Origin of the sequence: Prosthecobacter sp., from assembly GCF_044226605.1 — a bacterium.
Lineage (GTDB): Bacteria > Verrucomicrobiota > Verrucomicrobiia > Verrucomicrobiales > Verrucomicrobiaceae > Prosthecobacter.
Genome location: NZ_JBGAGS010000036.1, coordinates 1 through 26,796 on the forward strand (window position 1 = coordinate 1; position 26,796 = coordinate 26,796).

Annotated in this window: 14 protein-coding genes; 8 read left to right on the forward strand and 6 right to left on the reverse strand. The window is 61.2% G+C overall.

The genetic code is table 11. The annotated features are described in order from the left end of the window. Window positions 1-201: 201 nt before the first annotated feature. A complete protein-coding gene (locus ACILSO_RS30765) occupies window positions 202-612 on the reverse strand; it encodes a hypothetical protein (protein ID WP_395741336.1) in 411 nt (136 codons plus the stop codon). A 144-nt stretch (window positions 613-756) separates the two neighbouring features. On the opposite strand from ACILSO_RS30765, the gene ACILSO_RS30770 reads away from it, so the two are divergent. After that, window positions 757-1,992: a DUF1015 domain-containing protein gene (locus tag ACILSO_RS30770; protein ID WP_395741337.1), complete on the forward strand. Its 1,236-nt coding sequence runs from the start codon at window positions 757-759 to the stop codon at window positions 1,990-1,992. 167 nt (window positions 1,993-2,159) lie between these two features. On the opposite strand, the gene tilS is transcribed toward ACILSO_RS30770, so the two are convergent. Continuing rightward, complete coding sequence (tilS, locus tag ACILSO_RS30775) at window positions 2,160-3,128, reverse strand: tRNA lysidine(34) synthetase TilS (RefSeq protein WP_395741338.1); 969 nt, start codon at window positions 3,126-3,128, stop codon at window positions 2,160-2,162. Window positions 3,129-3,301: 173 nt separating this feature from the next. Between tilS and cobA the strand changes: the two genes are divergently transcribed. After that, window positions 3,302-4,828 carry a uroporphyrinogen-III C-methyltransferase gene (gene cobA / locus ACILSO_RS30780; protein WP_395741339.1) on the forward strand — a complete coding sequence of 509 codons (1,527 nt, stop codon included), beginning with the start codon at window positions 3,302-3,304 and terminating at the stop codon, window positions 4,826-4,828. 425 nt (window positions 4,829-5,253) lie between these two features. Here the strand turns inward: cobA and ACILSO_RS30785 are convergent, their stop codons facing one another. Next, window positions 5,254-5,685, reverse strand: coding sequence for a MarR family winged helix-turn-helix transcriptional regulator (locus ACILSO_RS30785; protein ID WP_395741340.1), 432 nt, complete (start codon window positions 5,683-5,685; stop codon window positions 5,254-5,256). A gap of 259 nt (window positions 5,686-5,944) precedes the next feature. Between ACILSO_RS30785 and ACILSO_RS30790 the strand changes: the two genes are divergently transcribed. The 4 genes from ACILSO_RS30790 (at window position 5,945) to ACILSO_RS30805 (ending at window position 9,005) form a co-directional block, all read left to right on the forward strand. After that, window positions 5,945-6,340 (forward strand): hypothetical protein, encoded by a 396-nt coding sequence (locus ACILSO_RS30790; protein WP_395741341.1) that lies wholly within the window; start codon window positions 5,945-5,947, stop codon window positions 6,338-6,340. Next, on the forward strand, window positions 6,337-6,534 hold the full coding sequence (locus ACILSO_RS30795) for a hypothetical protein (protein ID WP_395741342.1): 198 nt from the start codon (window positions 6,337-6,339) through the stop codon (window positions 6,532-6,534). The genes ACILSO_RS30790 and ACILSO_RS30795 overlap by 4 nt, the downstream gene beginning before the upstream one ends. A gap of 14 nt (window positions 6,535-6,548) precedes the next feature. Next, entirely contained in the window at window positions 6,549-7,247 is a 699-nt protein-coding gene (locus tag ACILSO_RS30800; RefSeq protein WP_395741343.1) for an HPP family protein, read from the forward strand. Between the two features lie 261 nt (window positions 7,248-7,508). Beyond that, window positions 7,509-9,005 (forward strand): hypothetical protein, encoded by a 1,497-nt coding sequence (locus ACILSO_RS30805; RefSeq protein ID WP_395741344.1) that lies wholly within the window; start codon window positions 7,509-7,511, stop codon window positions 9,003-9,005. Window positions 9,006-9,029: 24 nt separating this feature from the next. Here the strand turns inward: ACILSO_RS30805 and ACILSO_RS30810 are convergent, their stop codons facing one another. Together ACILSO_RS30810 and ACILSO_RS30815 are read right to left on the reverse strand one after the other, a co-directional pair. After that, window positions 9,030-9,716, reverse strand: coding sequence for a hypothetical protein (locus ACILSO_RS30810; protein WP_395741345.1), 687 nt, complete (start codon window positions 9,714-9,716; stop codon window positions 9,030-9,032). A gap of 24 nt (window positions 9,717-9,740) precedes the next feature. Continuing rightward, window positions 9,741-10,841, reverse strand: a complete 1,101-nt coding sequence (locus tag ACILSO_RS30815; protein ID WP_395741346.1) for a transporter substrate-binding domain-containing protein — start codon at window positions 10,839-10,841, stop codon at window positions 9,741-9,743. Between the two features lie 97 nt (window positions 10,842-10,938). On the opposite strand from ACILSO_RS30815, the gene ACILSO_RS30820 reads away from it, so the two are divergent. Together ACILSO_RS30820 and ACILSO_RS30825 are read left to right on the forward strand one after the other, a co-directional pair. Next, window positions 10,939-11,886, forward strand: coding sequence for a YgfZ/GcvT domain-containing protein (locus tag ACILSO_RS30820; protein WP_395741347.1), 948 nt, complete (start codon window positions 10,939-10,941; stop codon window positions 11,884-11,886). A gap of 172 nt (window positions 11,887-12,058) precedes the next feature. Then, window positions 12,059-24,982 carry a choice-of-anchor tandem repeat GloVer-containing protein gene (locus ACILSO_RS30825; RefSeq protein ID WP_395741348.1) on the forward strand — a complete coding sequence of 4,308 codons (12,924 nt, stop codon included), beginning with the start codon at window positions 12,059-12,061 and terminating at the stop codon, window positions 24,980-24,982. 225 nt (window positions 24,983-25,207) lie between these two features. Here ACILSO_RS30825 and ACILSO_RS30830 read toward each other — a convergent pair whose 3' ends face one another. Continuing rightward, on the reverse strand, window positions 25,208-26,767 hold the full coding sequence (locus ACILSO_RS30830; RefSeq protein WP_395741349.1) for a PQQ-binding-like beta-propeller repeat protein: 1,560 nt from the start codon (window positions 26,765-26,767) through the stop codon (window positions 25,208-25,210). Window positions 26,768-26,796 lie beyond the last annotated feature (29 nt).

The following is a 26,796-nucleotide window of genomic DNA, read 5'->3' on the forward strand; positions in this document are numbered from 1 at the left end:
CGCGCGATCTCATCACGGGTGCCTTCGCCTTTGTCATAGGCACTGACAATCCGTTCACGTAAATCCAGAGAGAGTGTTGCCATGCCGTTTGATAGCATGCCTTGATCCCCATGGCTATATAATTATTTAAATTGCTCTAGATCGCGTTGAGAGATCGGATGGCTCCGCCATCGGATTACCGGCGATGTTACGCACCCGGCCCTAAACTTCTCCCATCCTCTTCACCTCCACCCCCAGATGCCTGCACACAGCACACGCCAGAGGAAAGCCGATCTCTGAGCTGGCGGAGGCAAAGGTCTGCATTTGGATCAGGATTGAGATGAGCTTGTAGTTCTTGAGGTGAAGCAGGGCCGCCAGATCTCCCACCGTCAGCGAGTCTGGCAGGAGCACCGAGTCAGGCATCGGCGGCAGAGATTCAAACGGAGGTGCTGGCGCATGCTTTTGCAGCCAGTTCGTGATCAGCTCTGCATGCATCAACCCGGCTTTCCTTCTGGCAGCCCGATCCGCCGCAGCCCGCTCCTGCTGGCGGATGACATCATACAGATCCTTGCAGCCCTCAGGCAGCAGATAGCGCGGCTTTTCATCATCAAAGAGCGTCAGATCTTTATCCACACATCATCCGTAGCCGAGGACGGTCATTTTGCCACCACCTCCAGGGACTGCGTGCTCGACCGGCCCTTTTGTTCGGAAACACGAAGCAATTCCTCCCCGAGAGTGCGGATTTGACAACCGCCCCCCCGCGCTCTATCCCGCCCCATGCGCATCCGCTCATTCAAAGGTCTCGTCCCCACCCAGAAAAACGCCCCCGAAGTCGCCGCCGTCCCGTACGACGTGGTGAACCGGGAGGAAGCCGCCGCCCTGGCCAAGGGCAAGCCCTACAGCCTGCTGCACGTGGATCGCGCGGAGATCGACCTCGATCCCGAAATCGATCCTTACTCCGCCCCCGTGTATGCCAAGGCGCGTGAAAACTTCGACCGGCTGCAGAAGGATGGCATTCTGGTGCGCGAGGCCAAGCCCTGCATGTATCTCTACCGCCAGGTCATCTCCGGCCACAGCCAGACCGGTCTCGTCACCGTCTGCCACACTGAGGATTACGAAAAGGACATCATCAAGAAGCACGAGAAGACGCGGCAGGACAAAGAAGACGACCGCACCAACCTGGTGGACAAGCTGGACGCCAACACCGGCCCCATCTTCCTCACCTACCGTCAGCGCCCCGGCATCAGCGCACTGATTGAGAGCTTCATGAAGACGGAGAAGCCCATCAATGACTTCACCGCAGCTGATGGCGTGCGCCACCAGCTCTGGCGCCTCTCCTTGGGCCTGTGCGTGTCACTCACCGGCCTGTTCGAAAGCCAGGTCCCCTGCGCCTATGTGGCAGACGGCCACCACCGCGCCGCCAGCGCCTTCCGTGTGAGCAAGCTGCGCCGTGCGGCCAATCCGAATCATACCGGAGAAGAAAACTACAACTGGTTCCTCAGCGTCCTTTTCCCCGGCAACGAGCTCAAAATCCTGCCTTACAACCGTGCGGTGAAGGACCTGAACTGCATGGACCGCGAGGAGTTCCTCAAGAAGGTCGGCGAGATCTTCACGATCAAGCCCACCACGCTGAAGTCTCCCACCCGCCCGGGGCAGTGCTGCATGTACCTCAAAGACCAGTGGTACGAACTCAACTGGGAGCCCGCCAAGGACGCCAGCCCCATCGACCAGCTCGACGTCAGCATCCTGCAGGACCGCCTTCTCAAGCCGATCCTCGGCATCGACGATCCACGCACCAGCAAGCGCATCGACTTCATCGGCGGCATCCGCGGCACCGCGGAGCTGGAGAAACTGGTGAACGGCAAGGAGCACACCGTCGCCTTCTCCATGTACCCCACCACCGTGGACCAGCTCATGGCCATCTCAGACGTCGGCCAGATCATGCCGCCGAAGAGCACCTGGTTTGAGCCCAAGCTGCGCAGCGGCTTGTTTGTGCACACGCTGGAGGGCTGAGGCGAAATCCCCAGCGCAAGGTAGGGAGGCTGGTCCTCCAGCCTCCGCCGCAAGGGAAATGCATGCCCAAATCACGCCTGACAGCAGCGGAGCATCGTTGCTCTATCGTCGTGAATGTCGCGCGCTGGGCACGGCGGCTTGGGACAAGCCGCCCTACCTGCGCCGGGCTACTCCACCCACAGCTTCTTCGCCTTCCGCCGCAGGTGTTTATCACCCGGCAGGTTGATCTTCGCCGCGCCATCCGGTGCCAGCATGCCCAGCGCTGCGTCGATGATCTCATAGTCAATGCCAGGCAGTTCCCAGGCCTCCCGCAGCCATGTGCCGATCACACGCGAAGACACCGCAGGATGCAGCGCCAGCAGCTCCGGGGAAATCACCAGCGAGCGATCTTCCAGGACACGACCTTCGGTGGTCAGGAACGCCATGGCCTGACGCTGCAGTGCGTCGTCGTCCTGCTCCGCCAGCGAGCCCAGGCGTAGGATCTGCGGCACCACATCGCGGGAGAAAATGTCGTTCAACAGCGGAAGCGCCTCATGCCGCACACGGTTGCGGCGATGTTTCGGCGATGTGTTGCTCGAATCTTCGCGGTATTTGCACCGTTTTGATTTGAGGTACGCGTCGATCTCAGAACGACGTGCATGCAGCATTGGCCGCACCAGGTGCAGCCCGGTGTCCATCCGCTGCACGGCGTGCATGCCCGCCAGACCCGCCAGGCCGCTGCCACGGCAGAGGTTCGCTAAAATCGTCTCCGCCTGATCTTCCGCATGGTGCGCCAGCAGCACCACCCAGACATCGTATTTCTCCGCCATGCGCAGCAGAAAGGCGTGGCGCGCCTCGCGCGCGGCCGTTTCGGTGGAAAGGCGCTTTTTCTCCGCCACGGCGGCTACGTCTTCGGCCTCGATCTCACATTTTAGCCCATGCTTCTTGGCCAGGCGCCGCACAAACGCCGCATCTCCGATCGACTCGTCGCCACGCAGGCCATGATTCAGGTGGCAGAGAATGAGCTGTTTGAACCCCGCATCCAGCAGCAGGTGCAGCAGCGCCACCGAATCCCGCCCTCCTGAGATTGCCAGCATCACTGGTGCGGTGGGGTCGCAGGCGGCTGGGAGACTGAGGGCGATGGGACATTTTGGCATGGTGGATGAAAAGGGCACAGGCAGATCTACCTCCAAACCAAGCTTTCCGATATAGGCAGACCTGCCAATACTACTAAGTTGCGAAGCCCCCTGAAACAACGCCTCTCATAACCAACACTCATCCATCCTTGCGGTCTGCTGTGGTTTCGACACCTTGTGCCCCCCTTCCCACCATGGCCACCAAGAAAATCACCCCTGGCATTTGTTATCTCGTCGGCGCCGGTCCCGGCGATCCCGGACTCCTCACGCTCAAAGGGAAGGAATGCATCGAGGCCGCCGATGTGCTCGTTTACGACTACCTCTGCAACCCCGAACACTTGCGCTACGCCAAGGAAGGCGCCGCCAGCATCTACGTCGGCAAGAAAGCGGGCGACCACACGCTCTCGCAGGAGGAGATCAATAAACTCATCGTCAAGCTCACCACCGAAGGCAAGACCGTCACGCGCCTGAAGGGCGGAGATCCCGTGCTCTTCGGCCGTGGTGCGGAAGAGGCCGCCGAACTGCGCGAAGCCGGGGTGAAATTCGAGATCGTTCCCGGCATCACCTCCGCCATCGCCGGTCCGGCGTATGCAGGCATCCCGGTCACCCACCGCTCGCACGCCTCCCAGCTCACCATCTTCACCGGGCATGAAGATCCGACGAAGCCCGACACCTCTCTCAACTACGCCAAGCTTGCCCAGGCAGACGGCACCAAAGTCTTCCTCATGGGCGTCGAGCGCATCGAGGAAATCACGCGCGAATTTTTGAAGCATGGCGCCAAGCCAGAAACGCCCGTCGCCCTCGTGCGCTGGGCCACGCACACGCATCAGCAGACACTCGTGGGCACGCTCGCAGACATCGCCGCCAAGGTGAAGGCCGCAGGCTTCAAAGCACCCGCAGTCGCGGTCGTGGGAGACGTGGTGACCGAGCGTCCGCAGCTCAACTGGTTTGAAGAGCGCCCGCTGTTTGGCAAAAAAATCGTCGTCACCCGCACTCGCGCTCAGGCCAGCACGCTCAGCAAACAGCTCGCGCAACTCGGCGCGGATGTCATCGAACTGCCCACCATCCGCATTGCCCCCGTGGAAGATCAGCTCTCCTTTGGCGAACTCGTGCAGGACTGCCACACCTATGACTGGATCATCTTCACCAGCCCGAACGGAGTGGATGCTTTCTTCACCATGTTTGACAAGCTCTACAACGACGCCCGCAGCATCGGCGGCGTGCGCATCGCCTGCATCGGACCCGGCACTGCGGAAAAGGTGAAGGCCCGCCACCTCGCGGTGGATCTCATGCCCGACAAAGGCAACTACGTCGCCGAAGGCCTCGTCAAAGCCTTCAAGGACCACCAGGACATGGAAAACGTGAAGGTCCTCTGGGTGCGCGCCAAGGAGACACGCGAAGTCATCGCCAATGAACTCAGCGGCATGGGCGCCATCGTCGATGAAGCCGAAGCCTACCGCACCATCGCCGAAACGGAAGACAATCTCGAAGCCCTCGCCCGCCTGAAAGAAGAAGGTGCGGACATGATCACCTTCACCAGCGCCTCCACCGTGGAGCACTTCCTCAATCTCAAAGTCGATCTGCCGAAGGACATCAAGATCGCTAGCATCGGCCCCGTCACCAGCGCCGCCATCGAAGCCCGCGGGCTGAAGGTGGATGTCGAGGCCAAGGAGAACAGCATTCCAGGACTCGTCGCTGCGGTGGAGAAATTTTGGAAGTAGTCAGATAACGCCTCTCCACATCCAAAGAGAACTTCGACAACTCAGGTGCGATAGCCTGACATCGGCATCAAGACCAAAAACCACGCAATCAAGGAACCCCACAGGAGTGTCGCCTTGGGGTAATCATGCCGGAGAAAAGTCGGCAGCAGAACGTAGGCTCCGATGAGATGACAGATGTAGATGGCTGACTGAAAGGTGAGCCATCGCACAGGCTCCCTCAGCAACATTGTCAGTGACGGTTCCGGCTCACCTGAATTCACCTCAACAAAAAGGCGGGTCGCCACTGAGACAAAGAACAGATCCAGCCAAAAGGGTGTGACCCAACGCTTCGGCACTCTTGGCATATTGAGCGATGCTTTGCTCTCCATCGGCTGAGATTATTCATAAAACCGGAGTCTTGTCAGTCTCATAGTGCGTTCTTAAAGCTACACTTCCCCCTGCCCCAGTCTCTGCAACAGCCCGCTCAATTCCGGTCCGACGATGCGCAGCTGCTCCCGATGCAGCGCCGAAAGCTCCTCCAGCATCTCCTCACCGCGCGCCGCCAGCCGGATGCACACTCTCCGCCGGTCTTCTTCGCATGCCTCTCGTTCCACCAAATTCTCCAGCACCAGCCGGTCGATGAGGCCCACGGCGCTGTGGTGCTTGATCTGCAGGCGCTCCGCCAGCTCTCCCACCGTCACGTGATCGCGATCCGGAAATCCCTTGATGGCCAGCAGCGCCTGGTGCTGCTGCGGCGTGAGTCCTGCCGCTACTGCGGCATCCTCGCTGAAGCGTAAAAACTTCCTCAGCGAGTAGCGAAAGGACGCGAGGTTTTCGTATTGTGACTTGGAAATGCGTTTGCGGGTTGTGGCAGGCATGAAGACCTTCTCAGCATTTTCAGGGCCATCACGTTGACATATATCGCATAGCGATATTAAATCCATTCCCATGCCAGCCCACCTCAGCCTGACACCCGGCCATGCGCCTGCATTCGGCGGCATCCTGAAGCGCCCAGGCGCGCGAAAGGATTGAAGAGTTCGCATCCCCCTTCCCTTATGCTTTTTCTTCTCAAATCCCTGCTGCTCAAGCTTCTCATCGCCGCGAGTTCGGCCGGCCTCATTTACTACCTCTGCTGAGATGACACGCTTCCGCTACTTCCGCGATGCGATGTTTCTCATCGCCTGCCTGGCCTACGGTCTCAACCGCTGCATCATCAAGCCGGCCATGCCTCCTGGTTTCATGATGTTTCACTTCAATGACTTGTGGCTCATCCCCTGCGCACTCCCTCCCGTGCTCTGGCTGCACCGCCGCCTGGGACTGCGAGCGGATGATGCGCCACCGCGTCCAGGAGAAATCACCGGGCACCTTGTTTTTTGGTCACTGCTCTTCGAATGGTTCATTCCCCGAATCACCCACGGCATCGGCGATGTTTGTGATGTAGCAGCCTACACCGCAGGTGCCGTCGTCGCGGGATTGTGGTGGAACCGCCACCGTTGGTTTTCAGCGGCAGCCCTCACGACCTCAGCTATATGAAACGGCCGGTTTCCAGCCCTGCCACTCGGACCCAGGCCAGGCGTAAAGACGCCGGCTCGGTCGTGCCGCCTTTGCAAAGAGAGCAGCGGAAAGAACCGAAGCAGACGGAGACAGGCTTCTCGCGCTATGCCAGCCCGCCATGCTATCTGGCCGAATTTGCCGATGCGGAATGGAAGGATCTCACCGCTCAATAAACCGCTCTCTGAACGTGCCCACGCCCAACCTTCGCCGCTGGCTCGGCATTGAACTCATCGAGGTCAGCGCCCTCGAGAAAACAGTCTCCACGCTGGGCGGCGGCCTGGCGATCCTGGCCTTGATAGCCATCTCCACCTGGGCGCTTCCTGCTGGAGGCGCGACTGCGGTCATCACATCCATGGGAGCCAGCTCGGTGCTGCTTTTTGGCGTCCCCCATGGCCAGCTCTCACAGCCATGGCCCGTCATCGCCGGCCACTGCATTTCCGCGGTTATCGGAGTTTCCTGCGCGCGCTGCATCTCCCATCCCGTCATCGCCGCGGCATGTGCGGTCGGTCTTGCCATTGGCGCCATGCAGCAGCTCAAATGCATCCACCCACCCGGCGGCGCCACCGCCTTCACCGCCGTGATGGGCGGCAGCGCCATCCGCGAGCTGGGCTTCAGCTTCGTGCTGTTCCCCGTGCTCACCAATGCCGTCGTCATGGTACTGCTGGCCATCCTCATCAACTACGCCTTCCCCTGGCGGCGCTACCCGAATGCCTTCCGCATCCCTGCCCCGTCGCCCCCTGCCAGCCTGCTGCCCGACGATTCTCCCCCCACTCACGAAGACATCATCGCCGCCATCCGCTCTCTGGACTCCTTTGTGGATGTCAGCGAAGAGGAACTTGTGCGTCTCGTTGAAATCCTGAAGACGCATCCCGGAAAGTCTGCGTGATCGACACTCAGAAACGCTGGAAAACTGGTTAGCCGCGCAACAAGACTGGCTGCCTGAAAAGAACTGACGGACACGCCATTCCGCCATTCGAATTTTTGCACAGGACCTGGCCGCCATTTTCTTCTGGTATTTATCCAGCGGGATCGCTTAGATGCAAAATTACCCGCATTCCTTACCATGAGCCTAGCATTTATTCGCACCCTTTCGCGCCCGGCCTTTGTAGCACCTGTCAAGAATAGCCTGACAGGTCGGTGCCTGCCCATGCTTGCCGCACTATTTCTGGCTGGTTTTTCCCACTCCGCATTCCCGGCGGTCACTGTCATTCCGACAACATCGCTTGTCGTGCTGCAGGGCCACACGTCTCCCGTCACCAGAGTGGCCTGGCTCCCTGACGGCAAACTTTTGTCCGGCGACTGGGGGGCCAATCTGGCGGTGTGGAGTGTCGGCAGTAAAAAACAGACCAACACTTTCAAAGCCGGACTCAACTTCGTCCGTTCCCTGGGTGTGTTTGACCAGGGCAAACGATACTTTTCCTGCGTCAACGACGCCGTGTTCATCGGTCGGCTGCCGACAGGCCAGGCAGCGCAGAATTTCCACAATACAGGCGGACAGTCTAACAGCTTTGCCGCAGACGTCAGTCCGGATGGCAAGACCGTGGCGGTGCAAGTCGCGCAGGTCGCCGTGAAGTTTATCTCCATTGCCAACGGCAATGAGCTGGGAGTTTCTCAGCTTCCAGTTGGCGCGTCTCTCGCGTGCATCGCCTACAGTCCCAGCGGTCAGTTCATCGTCGGCGGAGGCACTGGCTCCAGCGTGTGCTGGGTCTTTGACCCCGGCAAGACCACTCCGGCCTACACCCTGCCCTGCCTTCCCATCAACAACATTGCCACGAGTCCGGACGGGCTGATGTTTGCAGGCACCAATGATGACATCGAAAACACAGCTGTGGTTGGCATGATCAAGGCCAAATCCGTTTATAAACAGCTCGCCTCCACCGGCGGCAGGCTGGAGGCGGTTGCCTGGGCGCCGGATTCCAGCCGTGTGGCCACAGCCGGCACCTCCGGACTCGTTGAATTCTGGGATCCAAAAACGGGAAATTTGAAGGAAACCCTGCAGCTCGCTCTAGGTCAGGCCACCAGCCTCGCCTTCAGCCCGGATGGCAAGTGGCTCGCCATCGGCAGCGGGCACTACCTGGACATGAAGCAGTCTCCTCCGCGGCAGTTCACGCGTGACAATGCCATCCGGCTGCTGCCAGTGAAATACACCCCTTCGAAAAAATCTGGCGTTCTGGCGACCGTAGGAAGTGGTGCGGCCAAAGACGTCGCTGCCCGGCTGCAGACGCTTCAGCAGCAGTTTGAAGCCGCCAAGACCCGCACGCTCGGAGCAGAGCACGCGCAGCGCCTGAAAGATGCAAAGGCGAAGTACATTGCGGAACTCGACAAACGGACCGCGGACGCCGCCAAGACCATGCGGCTCGAAGAAGGTCTCGCATTCAAAAAGGAAAAAGAAGCGATGCTTTCCAGCGATCCGCTGACCCCGCTGCCGTTCGACGCACCTCCTGCTCTGGAGTCCGTGCGTGCAGGCTACGAGCAGCAGCTCGCGACCTTTCAGCAGGCGGAGCGCACCGCGCTTCAGCCCCTCTATGCCGTCTATGAGACCGCCCTCACCAATTATCTGGCTGAACTGTCAAAGGCTCAGCGCCTCGAGGACGCCTTGATCGTGCAAGAAATCCGTGACTCCATTTCTGCCAGCCGCAAATAGTTCCCGTCAGCACATGCGCCCGCCTCATCCCTTGCGCTGGGTCATCACCGTCACCACCAGGATGAAGAAGCACATCACCACTGAAAACAGCGGAAACTGCAGCGCCGCCGGCAGGCTGTAAACCAGCGCCAGCGCGGGGATCCACACCAGCCAGTTGGTGACCAGCACAGTCGGGCAGGTACGTGTCCAGAACTCGCGATCCAATGTTGGCCGCGTGCGCTTCCACGAGCCGCCCAGCTCCACCCAGCGCAGCGCGATGACGTAGGTGGGCACAAACCAGAGGGGGCTCATGATGAACTGATCCACCAGCACCTTTTTCACCAGCGTCAGGGCATCCTGGCGGTCGCCGAACAACCACGTTTGGAAGTGATAAAAGAGGTCGATCTCCATTCCTCGGTAGCCCCAGAACAGCATCAGCAGCAGCAGGCGTTTTCCATTTCCTTCCTTCGGCAGTGTCCCCATCATCCACTGAATGCCTGTGGGCAGGATCGCCGCGGCAAACATGGTGGAGACGCAGGAAAAGGCGAAAGCCGAGCGCGTCTTGAATGCACCCAGTGCCTCCCAAAAACCTGCCAGCGCAGGCACCTGGTAGTAGCTGACCACCAGCGCCACCGCGAAGACATTCAGCACCAGGCAGGGCAGACGGTTCTGGCGAAAAACCGCCAGGATGGTGGCCAAAATTCCGGGGGAGTTTGATGAAGTGTCTGCCATGATCGCAGCGGAAGCACCGCCTGCTTATTTGTCTTCGCCGAAGAACTTCGTGCGCAGTTCGTTGCCCACCCCCTGCTCGGAGAGTTTCAGCAGCGCCTGATTCAGCCTTTCGCGCAGCGGGCTGTCCTGCTGGAGGGCGAAGGCGTAGTTCTGCCGGTCAAACACCGGCCCCACCATCTGCAGTTTGTCGTCATTCAGCTTGCCCGCTTCATACTGCAGCACCGGCGCATCATAGACCACGGCGGCAACCTCGCCTTTTTTGAGCGCGAGCACGCAGTCTGTCACCGTTGCCAGCGGCACCGTCTTTGCCCCCCGTTTGTTGAGCCACGTTTCCGTGGTGCTGCCCTGCACGGTGGCCACCCTGCGTCCAGGCAGATCCCCCGGACCATTGATGTCTCCCTTCAGCGTGTTGATGGTCAGTGTGGTGGTGAAGGAAGCCGTGAGCAGGGATACCAGCACGATGCTCAGCAGCATCCACACGATGGCGACGATGCGACCGCCCACACCCACCGGGCCTTTGTTGTCCGCACCACCCACCAGCAGCGTGCTGATCGTCCACCAAAAGGATTCCCACATGCCCTTCCTGTAGTCTTCCGGCCACATGTCGCCGTTGATCTTGTGCTCGTAGCGCCACACCAGGTGCGAGATGATGAACATCGTCACCATCAGCAAGGCAAAGGCGCCGATCAGCTCGATGTTAAAAAGATTGCCCACAAGCGCGAAGATGTTGTCCGCAAAGCTGCCGTTGGAGCCGGAGACGAGCACCTGCAGGCCTGATTCATAGAAAGGCTGTGAGAAGTCGATGACCTCTTCACGCGTGGACGTGACGCTGATGGCGCCCACGCCCACATCCGCCGTTTTGTTCTTCAGCGCATCGATGATGTCCTTCGCGCTTTCCACCACCTTGACCTCGTAGTCCAGCTTGGCCTCACGTGCCAGCTGCTCCCACAGCTCCGCCGCGTAGCCCACCCTGCGCCCTTCTTTTTCGAAGGAAAACGGCTCAAGATCGCGGGTCACAACGCGGATTTTGGCTCCCGAGGTTGTCGCCGCCGGAGCTTGTCCCGCAGCCTCAGAAAGGAAACTGATCAGGGCAAGGGCGGAGAGAATGACAAGGCCTGCGCGCATGGGGATGTCAGATTCTGTCGTGCCCCCCATTGTGAGTCAATGCAATCCCTCGACTTTGCCAGCTTGCGATGCCGCCACGTCTGTCCATTCATGCGGAATGACCGCCGAGTTGTATCAGCAGATCTCCACCCACGGAGCCGTCGTTAACCTTTCCTCCCGCGCCAAGTTCCGGCTCACCGGCGCTGACCGCATTCGCTACCTGAACGGTCAGGTGACCAACGACGTACGTCGGGCGGAAACGGTTCAGACCCTCTACGCCTGTGTGACAGATGTGAAAGGCCGCATCGCCGCCGATGTCTTTGTACATGCGCAGGGAGACCATCTCCTGCTGGATGCCGAGCCAGGCCTGCGCGAATCCCTCGGCATGCGGCTGGAGCGCTACATCGTGGCGGATGATGTGGAGCTGACCGATGTCACGGACGACTGGCAGCTCTGGCATTTCTGGAGCGATGCGGGCATTCAGTCGCTCCATACCCCCTCCGGGCAGTCATTATCTGGCGATCTCCGCTCCGACCCGGTGCGTGCCTGGAATGAAAATATTCATTGCGGGCAGGACCACCCGCACCACCTCCTGCGCACGACACGGTTCTCCAAACCCGGCCTCGATCTCTGGCTCCCCGCATCTGCCCCCGCCCCCACCTTTGACTCTCTTCCCTTCCTCACCGAGTCCGACCTGGAAACATGGCGCATTCTGCAAAGAGTCCCGCGCTGGCCGCACGAACTGAACGCCGAGACCTTCCCACCCGAAGCCCGTCTCCAAGAACAGGCCATGGACTATGGCAAAGGCTGCTACATCGGTCAGGAAGTGCTCTCACGCATCAAGACCACCGGCAAAATGCCGCGTGAAATGGCCGCCTTCGAAACCGAAGCGTCCGTCAGTGCGGGAGACGAACTTTGGAACGACAAAGCAGTCGGCAAAGTGACCAGTGCCACCCTTCATCCGCAGACTGGCATGACCGTCGGTCTGGCCATGATCAGGCAAGGCAGCCCTCGCGGGGGATTGCGCTTACGCTGCGCTGACGGCCCGGTTGTGCACATGCTTTAACTCCAGAAAGCCAGCAGCAGGATCAGGGCTGCATGCGCCCTGCTGAGGCGCTCCGGTTCGGTAGCGGTTTGCAGCCCGATCCCCGAGCTGCTTTTTCACCGAGTATGAAAGATCGATTTAAGGATTGAGTGTGCTCAGGCCTTAATGGTAGCCTCCGGAATTCATTTACTTCATGAATTTCGCCATTTTTCCCTTTCGTGATTCCATAGGGCTCCATTTTCGCGGGCTGATGCGAAAGCTCTTCTTCCTCGCCGCGCTTTTGCCCTTGGTCCTGCCATTCAGCGCCAGCGGCGTCGGCACCTGGTCCGCGCTGCCCACAGCCCCATTCACCGTGGGTCTGATGATTCTTCAGTCGGACGGCTCACTGCTCATTTTTAACAACAATGGGACTGCGATTGCCAAGCTGACGCCGAATGCCCAGGGAAGTTATGCCTCAGGCACATGGACCACGCTGAAAGCGATGTACAATTCCCGCCTGTATTTCTCCTCCCAGGTGCTGAAGGACGGCCGGGTGTATGTGGCGGGAGGCGAGTACGGCACCGGCGGCTCTGCCGGGGAAGTGTACAATCCCCTGACCAATCAGTGGCGCATGGCCCCGCTGCCAGGGGTGCGCTTCAGCGATGCCAATTCCGCCATGATTCCCGACGGGCGCGTGCTGAACGCCGTCGTGGCCGTGTCCCGTACCACCAAGATTTACGACCCCGTCACCAATACGTGGACGGCAGGCCCCACCTGTCTCGGCAGCAACAACGAATCGGCCTGGGTTCGCCTGCCGGACGAGAGCGAGCTGATGGTCGACATCAATTCCACCAACGCCGAGCGCTACATCCCCTCTTCGAACACATGGATCTCAGACGCGACGGTGCCCGTGTCACTTTACGATCCCTACGGCGCGGAAACCGGCGGCGCTATGATGCTGCCAAATGGCAAGGCCTTCTTCATCGGCTCGCTCGGACACTGCGCCATCTACACGCCTTCAGGATCCACCGCGAAAGGCTCGTGGACGATCGCTGCAGACATCCCCGGATCCCAAGGCACCCCCGATGCCCCCTGCGCGATGCTGCCCAATGGCAAGGTGCTCGCGGCTGTGTCACCGGTGCCCACTTCGGCCGATCACTTTCCATCTCCCACGGCTTTTTATGAATACGATTACACGAACAATACCTGGACGGCCGCGCCCATCCCCGGTGGTTCGCAAAACCATGCTTCGTACTATGGCACCATGCTGATCCTTCCGGACGGCACCTGTCTGTATTCAAACTTTTCTTCGACCGTCTACCGTTACACCCCGGACGGCACGCCGGTCGCAGCGGGCAAACCGGAGATCACCTCGGTGTCCCAGAACAGCGACGGAACCTTCCACATTGTCGGCACCCAGTTGAATGGATGGTCAGAGGGTTCGAGCTACGGGGACGACAATCAAAATGCCACAAACTACCCGATCGTGCGGCTGACGTCGGGTTCTTCGGTCTACTACGCGCGCAGCTTCAACTGGAACAACAACGGCGTGGTCACGGGGGCGCTGCCTGTCACCACGGAGTTCTCCGTGCCAGCCACCGTGCCCGGCGGCACCTACAATCTTGTGGTGGTCGCGAACGGCATCAGCTCAGACCCGGTTTCGTTTTCGTACAATCCCATTACCATTACCTTGCCCGCCAGCGTCACTGAGAATGGTTCCACCGGAACGGGAGTCGTGACCTTGCCATCGCCCGCCGCGACCAATCTTGATGTCACGCTGACATCGGCCAACCCCTCCATGGTGACGGTGCCATCTTCCATCACTGTGCAGGCGGGGGCCACCACGGCTTCGTTTTTGATCACTCCTGGCAACGACTCGGTCGTTACGAGCAATCAGGCGATCGGCATATCGGCCTCGGCTGCAGGTTATCAGTCCGGCTTCGCCAATCTCATCGTCGTTGATGATGACACGGCGGTGATCTCAATCACGCCCACTGCGACGTACTCTCCCACGGGCGGTTCGGGCGGGCCCTTCAGTCCCTCGTCAAACGCATACACCATCACCAACACCGGCAACTCAAGCGTGACTTGGTCGGCCGCCATCACGCAGTCATGGCTCACGCTTTCTCCCACCAGCGGCACGATTCCCGGAGGAGGCACCGCAACGGTGACGCTGACGGTGAACACCAACGCCAATTCGCTCGCCACCGGCACCTATACCGACACGGTCACCTTTACAAACACCTACACCGGAGACGGCAGCACCACGAGGGCTGTCTCCCTGTCTGTTGCTGGCACGCCGGCCATGTCGGTGACCGCCGGTTCACTCGCGGCTACTGGTGCGGCGGGAGGGGCCTTTTCTCCCTCCAGCGCCATCTTTAATGTTCAGAATCCCGGCACAGCCACCCTGAGCTGGACGGCAGCAAAGACCGCCAGCTGGCTCACCCTTTCATCCTCCAGCGGTACCGTCACCGCAGGGTCGAGCGCCATCGTCACTGCGTCCATCAACACCGCCACAGCCAATGCGCTCTCCGCAGGTGCCTACAGCGACACCATCACCTTTACCAACGCCAGCAACGGCAATGGCAACACCACCCGCTCAGCGTCACTGCTGGTGCAGGCAAAGGTCAGCTCGCAGGCCTTGTCCACCAATCCAGGCTGGAGCACGCAGGGCGAATGGGCTTACGGCGTGCCCGCAGGCAGTGGTGGCCCTCCCAATGGATTTGCGGATCCAACAGCGGGCAGCACTGGAACAAACGTCTATGGCGTCAATCTTTCGGGCAACTACTCCACCACTCCGGGAGGACCGTTTTACCTCACCTCCACGGCATTCAACTGCAGTACATCCACCCAGACCAGGCTCAAGTTCCAGCGCTGGTTGAACACGGATGTGCAGCCTCTGGCATTTGCCACCGTGGAGGTTTCCAACAACGGCTCCACCTGGACCCAGGTCTATGCCAACGACACAGGCGCAGTCACCGACTCTGGATGGCAGCCGGTGACCTATGACATCTCCGCCGTGGCCGATCATCAGGCCGCTGTCTATGTGCGCTGGGGTTATCAGGTGGCCGCAGGCGCCCTCCCCTATTCGGGATGGAACATCGATGACGTGGACATTCTAGGAAACGTCAATCGCAGTGCACCCACAGCGACCGCTCAGAGCAAGTCGCTGGCATTCGGTGCCACCCAGGCCATCACCCTTGCCGGTACGGATACCAATTCCCCCACCGGCGCGCCCCTGAGCTTTGCGATCGCCAATCCGCCGGCAAACGGCACGCTCTCGGGCATTCCTCCCAGTGTGAGTTACACACCGGCGCTGGGCTATTCAGGATCGGACAGCTTCACCTTCACCGCGACCAATCTATACGGCATCACGAGCTCTCCCGCCACCGTCAGCCTGACTGTCGCCGCTGGTCCTCCGGTCGCGACACCGAGATCAGTCACCGTCGCACCCGACACGCCGACCGCGATCACGCTGACGGGCACGGATCCGAACATCCCTGCCAGGTCGCTCACGTTCGCCACCACATCCTCTCCCACGCATGGCACCCTTTCCGGTACCGCGCCCAATCTCACCTACACACCTGCCGCAGGCTACACGGGAGCGGACTCATTCACCTTCACGGTGAACAATGGTGTGGCCACCAGTCCGGCGGCCACGGTCTCCATCACGGTCGGCATCGTGAATGTGGTGGAAGCGCTCAGCTCCAAGGCAAACATCCTTGGCAACAAGCCCCTCAGCCCGCTCGTCGTCGGAGCTGATGGCGCGCTCTACGGCACCTGCCAGACAGGAGGCCTCAACAATCAGGGCTCCGTGTTCAAGATCACCACCGCCGGTGTCGTCACCACCCTGGTGAATTTTTACGGGGTGAATGGTGCCGCACCTCAGGCAGGTCTCTGCCTGGGCAGCGATGGCAACTTCTACGGCACCACCACCGCAGGGGGAGCGAACAACCTGGGCACGATTTTCAAAATGACACCCGCGGGTGTTCTCACCACGCTGGTAAGCCTGAGCACCGTCAGTCCGAACACCGGCACTGTTCCCAGGGCGGGTCTCGTGCAGGCCGCCGATGGAAATCTCTACGGCTCCACCACGGCCGCTGGAGCGTCCAGCAATGGCACGCTGTTTCGTGTCACACCGGCGGGCGTTTTCACGGTGCTGAACAGCTTCACCGGCACCACTGGGGCTGTGCTCGGCTCGAACTGCCAGGCCGCGATGATTCAGGGCAGCGATGGCAGTCTCTACGGAGTCACCGGCAGCGGTGGTGCCGGTGGTTTCGGCACGTTGTTTAAAATGACCACCAGCGGCACTTTCACCACCCTGGTGGCATTCACTGGCACTACGGGCGGTGCACTGGGCTCCACTCCTCTCGGCGCGCTCGTGCAAGGCTCGGATGGCACTCTCTATGGCACCACATCCACCAGTGGTGCGAGTGCTAATGGCACCATCTTCAAATGCACCACCGCAGGCGCGCTGACCACACTGCAGAACTTCACCGGCTCCACCGGCGCTGTCATCGGCGGCGTTTGCTCGGCACCGCTGGCCTTCGCCGCCGATGGAGTGACCCTGTACGGCACCGCATCCGCGGGCTCGACGTATGGATCTCTTTTCAGCATCACGACGGCCGGCGTGTTCACCAACATCAAAACCCTTGCCACCACTGACGGGCCCGCCACGCCTCTTGGCGGCATGACGCTGGTCAGCACGGACGGCAACTTCTACGGCACCCTCTCCGGCAATGCGTCAAACATCGGCGCCACCCGCGGCGGTGTGTTCAAGCTCGTCCCCGGCACCAGCACCTTCAGCATGATCTCCTCCTTTCAGCTGATGCCCCCGACGTATCGCAATCTCGTCAAACACAGCGACAACAACCTCTACGCCACCACCACTCAGGGCGGCACCAACCAGTACGGCAGCGTCGTCAAATTTGTAGTCCCTTCCACCCTCACCACCCTGACCAGCTTTTCCGGCACTTCGGGCACCACCAATCCCAACACCCTCATTGTTGGCACGGACAATAACTTGTACGGCACCAATCCCGGCGGCGTCATCAGCACCAACGGCGCCTTGTTCAAGATAACCACCACCGGCACCTTGACCACGCTGGGCACCTTCAGCGGGACCACCGGCACCGTTCCGGGCGCCGCCCCCAGCGCGCACCTTACTCCCGGAGGAGACGGAAACTACTACGGCGTCACCTCCGGCGGTGGCAGCGGCAGCGCCGGTGTCGTATTCAAGATCACCCCCGGCGGCACCTACACTGCTCTGGGAGCCTTCACCGGCACCACAGGCGCTCTGCTCGGCAGTGCACCGCAGACCCGCCTTGTACTCGCGCCGGACGGCAATCTCTATGGAACCACCTCCACTGGAGGCACCGCGGGCGCCGGCACTGTTTTTCGTGTCAACGTCTCGACGGGTGTCGTGACTTCGGTGATCAGTTTCACTGGCACGACAGGTGCAGCGCTGGGCTCCAGCCCCAATACCAATCTGGTGGTGGGCAGCGACGGAATTTTGTATGGCACCACCACGGGTGGCGGCACGGGGAGTTCGGGCACCGTATTCTCGCTGACCACCGCCGGTGTGCTGACGACCTTGGTGAACTTCACCGGCACTGCCGGCTCAGCGCCGGGTGCGACTCCCGCCTCCAATCTGATCTTCGGCACCGACGGCAATTTGTACGGCACCACCACCGGCGGCGGAGCCAGCAGTTCGGGAACCATCTACACCTGCACCAAGGCCGGCGTCTTCACTTCACTCGTGGCGTTCACGGGCATCACCGGGACCATGCCAGGCAGTTCACCTTCTTCCATGCTGCTGCAGGCTCCGGATGGATGGTTCTATGGCACCACCGGCTCGTCCGCGGCTTTCTCCATGGGCACCGTCTATCGCTTCCATCCCAGCGGCATGGCGCAGTCTTTGTATGCATTCGGTTCGGGCGCAGACGGCGGAGTGGCCACGATTTCCAGCAGCCTGTCTTTGGACTACCGGCTCGTGCTCGGCGCGGACGGCTACCTTTATGGTGCTAATGCCGGCGCCATCTACCGCGTGCATCAGCAGCCTGCGATGCAGGACTTCGCCGATGCCGCCGTCAGTTCCAGCACCAGCGCCACGCTTACTGCGAGTGTGGTGCCGAACCTCGATTCGGCCTCCGCTTACTTTGAGTGGGGCCTGGCGACGAACTACGGCACTCAATCGGCAGTGCAAAACCTGCCCGCAAGCACCTCGCCTGTGGACGTCAGCGCATCTCTGACCGGGCTGATCCCCGGGCAGATCTATCACTACCGCCTGGTGACGATCACGGCGCAGGGCACTTACTACTCGCCGGATCAGACTTTCGCCACTCAAGGGCCTCCGATCGTGATCACTGGCTCTTGGACGGGCACCGCGCAAAACGGCATCACCGTGGACGGCTACATCAATCCCCTTGGCAGTCTGACCAACTACTGGTTCGAATACGGCGAGAGCACGGATTACGATGACTTCACCGTTCCTCAGGTGATGGAAAGCGTACCGATCACGCTCGATCCCTTGACCGAGCCGGACGGCCCGCAAAATCTCTCCAGCGGCGTCGCCACACTGCCTGTGTCCGTGACGATTGGCGAGGGCATCACACCCGGCACGGAGTTCCACATCCGTTTGGTGGCTCAAAATGGATTTGGCACCACCTATGGAGACGATCAGGTGATCACCACCCCCTCGCCTCAGCCCAAGGCCGTCGTTGAACCTGTCTTCCACTACGTGGTGGCCGGCACTTCGCCGCAGAGTGGTCTCACGCTGGCCAATGACGGCTACTTTTATGGGGTGACAAACACCGGTGGATCGATCAATACAGGCACGGCCTTCAGGATGTCCCAGGGTGGCACCATGACAACGCTGTCCCATTTCTACGGCACAGCCAACAACGGAGTCGATGGCAATGGCCCGCAGGGAGCACTCATCCAGGGCCCCAATGGCAATCTCTACGGCACCACGAACACGGGCGGCACCACCAACAGCGGCACGATTTTCATGATCACGCCGGATGGCACGCGCACGACGCTGGTGAATTTTACCGGCAGCACCGGCGTGGCTCTTGGCGCCGGGTCAGTCTCCAAGCTCACGCTCGGGCTGGATGGCAACTTCTACGGCACGACCACCGGCGGCGGCACCACCAGCGGCAACGGCACCGTCTTCATGATGACACCGGCAGGGGTGTTCACCACTCTCATCAATTTCACCGGCACTTCAGGTGCAAACCTCGGCACCAGCCCGCGCGGGTTGATGCTGGCAAACGACGGCAACTTCTACGGACTCACGAACACGGGCGGCACCGCCGGCCTCGGCACCATTTTCAAGATGACGCCCGCAGGTGTGCTGACCACCTTGGTCAGTTTTACCGGCACCACGGGTGCCGCACTTGGCTCGGGTCCAAACTGCACGCTTGTCCAGGGGGTCGATGGCAATCTTTACGGAACGACCGTCACCGGCGGCACCCTGAACCTCGGCACGGTCTTTGTCTGCACGCCCACAGGCACCTTCACCTGCCTTGTGCAATTTTCTGGCACGGTGGCACCGGCGCTGGGCTCCAGCCCCAAAGGAGCGCTGGTGCAGCTGAGCGATGGAAACTTTTACGGCACCACCACCACAGGAGGAACGGCGGGCGGGAATGGCACCTTCTTCCAGATGACCCCTGCAGGTGTGCTCACCACCCTCGTCAATTTCACCGGCACCACCGGCACGGCTCCGGGCAATGGACCCCAGGGCGCGCTGGCGCTCGGAGTGGACGGCTCGCTCTACGGCACCACCAGCGGTGGCGGCCTGTTCAATCAGGGAACCCTGTTCAAAGTTTCCACCGCAGGCTTGCTGACCACTTTGGTCAATCTGACCTCGCCACCGGTCTTGAGCAAACTGGCCCAGGGCAGCGAAGGCACTTTCTTTGGCACCACCACGGGCGGCGGTACGTCGCTGGGTTTTGGCACTTACTTCACGTCCTCCATCGGCGGTGCGCCCCGCATTCTCGCCCAGCTTCCGCCGACCTCCGGCACCAACGCCATCACCTCCCGCGGTGGATTGCTGCTCGGCAGCGATGGCTTTTTCTACGGCACCAGCTCGGCCGGTGGCGCCACCAACTCGGGCTCCGTTTTCAAAGCCAGCCAGGATGGCGTGGTCACCACGCTGCTCAGTTTTACCGGCACCTCCGGAGCAGCTCCGGGATCCAGCCCGCAGACGGCGCTGATCCTCGGCTCAGACGGAAACCTCTGGGGAACGACCAACACGGGCGGCAGCACAGGCTTCGGCGAGATTTTCAAAATCACGTCCCTCGGAGCGATGACCCCGGTGGCTGTCTTCACCGGAACCACCGGTTCCGTGCTCGGCTCCAATCCGCAGAGCCCTCTGCTGCTGGCCAATGATGGCAACTATTACGGCACCACCACCACAGGAGGCACCGGAGGAGGACTGGGCACAGTCTTCAAAATAACTCCGGCAGGCGTGTTCACCAGCCTGGTCAGCTTTAACAATGTCATCGGCGGCATTCTGGGAAGCGCCCCTCTGGGTGCCCTCGTTCAGGGGCCCGACAACGCCTTGTATGGTGTGACCAGCAGCGGCGGCACTTCGAACCAGGGCACGGTTTTTAAAGTCACTCTGGCCGGCGCCTTTACCAATCTCGCCAGTTTCACCGGTGCCTCTGGCGCCCTGCCCGGCATCACTCCGAGCAATGGTCTTTTCACCGGACCCGACGGTCATTTTTATGGCGTGACATCCAGCGGCGGCCTTTACAATCAGGGCACTCTCTTCCGGGTCGGCACCGATGGCAGTGTGCAAAACCTGTATTCCTTCACCGGCCGTGACGATGGCATCGCGTCAGCAAACGGCCTGCTCAATGCCACGGATGGCTATCTCTACGGCCAGACCAGCGCCGGCATTTTCCGCGTCCATCCCACCCCCGCCGCCATGGCCCTGCCAGCCATCAACGTGCAGGCAAGCAGCGCCACCTTGAACGGCTCCATTGTCGGAGAAGCCTACTCCGGCACCACCTACTTCGAATACGGCCTGACCACCAGCTACGGCAGGACCACCGGTTCCCAGGCATTCAGCGCTGGAAACACCCAGGTCAGCAGGACCGCCGGCATCGCGGTCCAGCCATTCCTCACCTATCACTACCGCCTCGTTGCGGTGACTCCGGACGGAACATTCCCCGGGCCGGACCGTGCGTTCTCGACCGCCAACGTCGCCACGTTTAACACTGCCGCGGATGTACCGGTCACCATCGAAAGCTTCAATGCGGGCGGTCTGCCGCTCACCGTCAATCTTGGCTTCGCCCCGGCAAACGGCACTGTTTTGAAACTCGTCAGCAACACCGGCAGCAGCCCGGTCAGCGGCACCTTCGCCAGCCTGCCGGAAGGCAGTGGCGTGACGGCAACGTTTAACGCGCAGTCCTACCTCTTTCAGATCAGCTATGCGGGCGGCGACGGCAATGACATCACGCTGACGGCCACGACGCAGGTCATCGCATTCCCCAGCGTGGGACTGAAACGCACAACGGACGCGGCATTCAATCTCGGCGCCACTTCCACCAGTGGTCTGTCCGTCACGTATCAAATCGTGGCCGGCGGATCTGCGGCCACGTTGTCTGGCAATACGGTCACCCTGACGGGCACCCCGGGCGTGGTCACCCTCAAGGCCACCCAGACGGGCAACGGCGGCAGCATCGGTGCGGCGCTGCCAGTGTATCAGTCTTTTGTCGTCCAGGCCGCAGCGGGCTTTGTGCAGGTCAGCAGCAGCAAGGCCAGTGATTTCTCCCTCGGCATACGTAGTGACGGCACGCTCTGGGCCTGGGGGGTCAATGGCAACGGACAGCTGGGAGACGCCAGCACCACATCCCGGCGGACGCCTGTGCAGGTCGGCACGGCGACAAACTGGTCCAGCGTGAGTTGCGGCACCTCCCACGCCGTGGCCTTGCGCAGCGATGGCACGATGTACGCCTGGGGCTTGAACTCGAGTGGTCAGGTCGGTGACTCAACCCTGACTCAACGCACCAGCCCGGTTCAGATTGGTACGCTGGCGCAGCTCGGTGTGACGAAAGTCTGGTCTCTCGTGGCAGCCGGAGCCACCCACTGCGTGGCGGTGGCAAACGATGGCAGCCTCTGGGCCTGGGGTGGCAACACCAACGGTCAGGTGGGCCAGAGCAGCACACTGACTGCCACCTACTCCACGCCCACCCGCATCGGCACCGCCACCACCTGGTCCGTCAGCGGCCAGACACTGAGCGCAGGCGGGGACTTCACCTTTGCCATCGACACACTCGGCAAGCTTTGGGCCTGGGGCATCAACACCAGCAGTCAGCTGGGCGATGGCTCCACCACCACGCGGCTCGCACCGGTGCAGATCGGCAGCGCCACCACCTGGCAGAGCGTCGCAGCCCATTTGAATGGCGGCTTTGCCACCATGACCACCGGCACGCTCAATGCCTGGGGAGTCAATACCAGCGGACAGGTGGGAGACAACACGCTTTCCACGCGCGCCGCTCCGGTGGTGATCGGTGCCACCTCCGACTGGGCAGGAGCCACGCTCGCAGGCGGTGCCCTCCACTGCATGGTCAGAAAAACCAATGGAACCCTCTGGACCTGGGGCGGCAATGCGCTGGGTCAGCTCGGCCAAGGTTTTGCAGACGTCACCGCCCGCGCCAATACCCCGCTCCAGCTTGGCAGTCTGACCACCTGGTCTGCCCTCGCAGGCGGAGTGGGTGTCTCGCATGGCATCACCACGGATGGCGCGCTCTACAGCTGGGGCACCAACACCAACAACGTCCATGGCGTGGTCATGCGCTCGCTCCTGCCGCTCTCGCCGCAGCTCGGCGCGGTCAGCAGCGCTGTGGGCAGCACCAACAACTCCTACTTCATCAAACCGGACGGCAGCCTCTGGGGCCTCGGCGGGAACGGCTCAGGGCAGCTGGCTCTCGGCGCGACGGATTCCAGCCAGCATCCCGTGCCTCTGCAGATGGGCGTGGGCTTCACCTGGCTCAGTGTTTCCTCTGCCAACAGCTCCATGCACGCCATTCGCAGCGACCACACGCTCTGGGCCTGCGGCAACAATGGCAGCGGCCAGCTCGGTGATGGCACCACCACGTCTCGCGCGGTGCTCGTCCAGATCGGCACCGATGCTGACTGGAACTACATCTTTGACGCCAACAACTCCACCTACGCGATTAAAACCAACGGAACGCTCTGGGCCTGGGGCGCCAACTCCAGCAACCAGCTTGGCGACGGCACCACCACGCAGCGCAATTTCCCCATCCAGATCGGCACGGACACCAACTGGCGCATGGTGGCGGGTTCCGCGAGTTCCTCCACCACCTTCGCCGCAGGCTTGAAGACAGACGGCTCCCTGTTCACCTGGGGCAGCAACTCCAACGGACAGCTCGGCAACGGCACCACCACCACCGTCGTGCGCCCCACCCAGGTGGGCACCGCCACGGACTGGGCCACGCTTGCCACGGGCAACACTCACGTCATCGCTTTGAAAACGAACCGCACCCTTTGGGCATGGGGTTTGAACAGCTCCAGTCAGCTGGGCGATGGAACCACCACCCAGCGCACTTCGCCGATTCAAATCGGCAGCGCCAGCAACTGGAGCAGCATCGCCGCCGGGACAGCGCATTCCCTGGCGACCGCCGGCGATGGCAGCTTGTACGCCTGGGGAAGCAATGCGCTGGGTCAGTTTGGCAATGCCACGCTCAGCACCAATACAACTCCAACCCGCACGGGCACCGGCAGCCTGTGGAGCACGCTGCCCGTGCAGACACACGCCACCCACAGCCTGATCTTTGCCATTGACCGCACGCTCTGGACCGCGGGCCAGAACTCCTCGGGACAGAGCGCATTTGCAGGGCGCAATTTCTGGGTGCCCAACCTCGCCGTGCCGGCATTGGGATCGCTCCAAAGCCAGAGCTTCACTGCGCCTTCCACCGTGACTGTCGGCAGCACCATCACCCTGAGCACGACTGCCGGCAGCGCCATGCCGTCCAGCTACATCGTCACCGGACCCGCCACGCTGGTGGGAGATCAGCTTACCATCAATTCGGCGGGCACGGTCTGTGTCATCGCCTATCAGCAGGGAGACGCCGTTTGGCAGTCCTCGGACATCGGCCATGCCCTCATCAATGCCACGGCTCCAGGCGTGGCCACACTCGCGGCCACCCAGGTGGGAGCCACCACCGCCACACTGAACGCCGTGGTCAATCCCAACGGCAGCACAAGCACCGCGCAGTTCAAATATGGCGCCGATACAAACTACGGCACCAACGTGACATTCGCGCTCAATGGCGACCACGATGTCGTTCCGCAAAACATGACCACCATGCTCACGGGGCTCACTCCTGGCACCACGTATCACTTCCAGGCGGCCGCGGCTAATTCGCTTGGCACCACCAATGGCGGGGACCTCACCTTCTCCACGCCCAGCATCAACGCCGATCTTGCCGCATTGAGTTTTGCGGGAGGGACTTTGACGCCTGCATTCTCTTCCGGCACCACCAGTTATGCCTCGGAAGTTTCCAACGCCACCGCCAGCATCACTCTCGTCCCTGTTCTGGCCGAGGCGCATGCCAGCATCACGCTCAATGGTTCCGTCAGCACGACGATTCCCCTGAACCTGGGCAGCAACATCGTTTCCATACTGGTGACCGCGCAGGATGGCATCACCACCAAGACGTACACCCTCGCAGTCACCCGCCGGACTCGTTTCCAAGACTGGGTGCTGACCAGTGGAGTTGCGACTGGCGCCTCGGGTGCTCTTCAGGACAGCGATGGCGATGGCATACCGAATCTCCTCGAATGGGCTTTCGGTGGCGATCCGACCCAAAACTCCGCAGGCATTCTCAATGTCGTGGGAGGGGCGCTCACCAGGCGCGGCACGCCCGGGGTCCTGATCTCCGGCAACACCCGGCTGGCGGTCTTTGGACGACGCATGGACTACCTCACCGCCGGCCTGACCTACAGCGTGGAGTTCAGCGCCGATTTCTCCTCATGGAAGACGGCCACCGACATTCCCACCTCCCTCGGCAATGATGGAGAAATCGAAGCCGTGACCGTCCCTTTCCCCGCGCAGGTCAATGGCCAGGAGGCCCGCTTCTTCCGCGTCCGGGTCAACGCTCAATAAGGCTGCGCAAGGTTGAAAACGAGATTAAACCAATCGGTCTGTTTTCCAGGCTGAACGTCTGGCACAACGATTCATGCGGGAACGTAGAATGGACGTGGCGGCAGCTCGTTCGTGACCAACGCTCCTGAAGCACGCTCGTCTTGGCGGCGAGAACAGACTCTAGCCAATGCCATCGGTCATTTTCCAGCGGGCCGCATCACTTCTGAGCCATTCCAGCCACCACTCTCAATTCGTCGGCCTCAGGTCAAAGCACACCAGCTTGTCCTTCTGCCGCACCAGCAGCCTGCCGTTTGCGATCGCGGGTGAGGAGCAGCCCATGGCGTCCGTCTTGGCACGGCCCAGCTGCTCGTAGGCGGCGTTGGAGGCCTTCACCATGCGCACGTGCGTGCCGTTGTTTTCATACACGAGCAGCTTGCCATCCGCCAGCAGCGGGGACGTGATCGTGCTGTTGACCTCGTTCACCACCCACTTCACCGCGCCAGTTTCCAGATCGACGCACTGATGCTTGCCACCGCAGCAGTGATACACATTGCCCTCGTAAATGATCGGGCTGCCTGTGTAGCGCAGCGTCACCCAGAAATGCGACCACGCGGCCTTCGGCGTGCCATCCGCCTGCATTTTATACGCACGCAGTCCCACACCCTGAGTGCCGCTGTAAAGCACCAGCCAGTCACCACTCGTCACCGGCGTGCTCTGGCTGCCGCCCTCGGCCTTCCACTTCACCGCACCCGTTTCAGGATCGAGTCCATACAGCGCGTTGTTGCCATTGATCACGAGCACCGGCTTGCCGCTGGCAGGGGACCACCATGTGGGGCTGGCGATCACGCCCTTCGCTTCCTTCTGCTCCCACAGCAGTTTGCCATCGGCCTTTGAGAAGGCGCATGCCACACCTGCGGCCATGTACACACGGTCTCCCAGCACAAGGGGAGAAGCCGCCGGCCCCTTGGTGGAAAGCGGCGCGGACCACATGAGCTTGCCATCCGCCTCGTTCACACACAGCAGTTCTGAACTGCACGCCGCATACACCTTGCCATCCACCACCGCACAGGTGCTGGAGGACTGCCGGCCGCTGGGCTTGCCTGGCTGCGCGTATTTCCAGATCTGCTTTCCCGTGGCAAGATCCAGGCACAGGATCACATCCTGCGCGATCTTCACCGTGTTCGGCACCAGGGCGATCATCTTCTCCTTCACCTCCGGCGGAAAGCCCTCGTCATCCAGCCACTTGCTGAATTCCCCAGCACTGGCGAAAGGTTTCCCCTGCCGGCTGCTCATCTTGCCCAGCCATTCCAGCGCGATCGCGTTCTTCCCGGCCTTGAAGCGGCTCGTCACCCACGAGCCGAGGGTGATGTCCTCCTTCTCGCTCAGGTTGTCTTTGCGCCATTGCACGATCCATTCGTCAAACTTCTCGCCCCGCAGCTTCGGCAGGTTCAGGCGGGTTTCCTCCAGCTTCTTCTCAAGCTCAGGCGAAGTGCCGCGGTAGTTCAGCGACTGCATCACCTCGGTGTCGATCTCACGCGACTCCGAGGCCACGCGCTCATGCCACACCACGCTCATAAACACCTTTTCTCCGCTCACCACCGGGCTGCCATGACCGCCGTATTCGTTGCTGGGGATGAATTCGCTCTCCCACACCTTTTTCAGCCCCTCGCCCGGAAAGGTGTTCGCGATCGGGCTCGTGTCCTGAGAAATCCCATTGCGGTCCGGCCCACGCCATTGATTCCAGTCCGCAGACCAGACGGTGGAGGCAAGCAAAAGAACGTGCGCAGCAGCAAGGGTGTTTTTCATGTGCAGCGTTTAACGGCCTCACTTGGCCG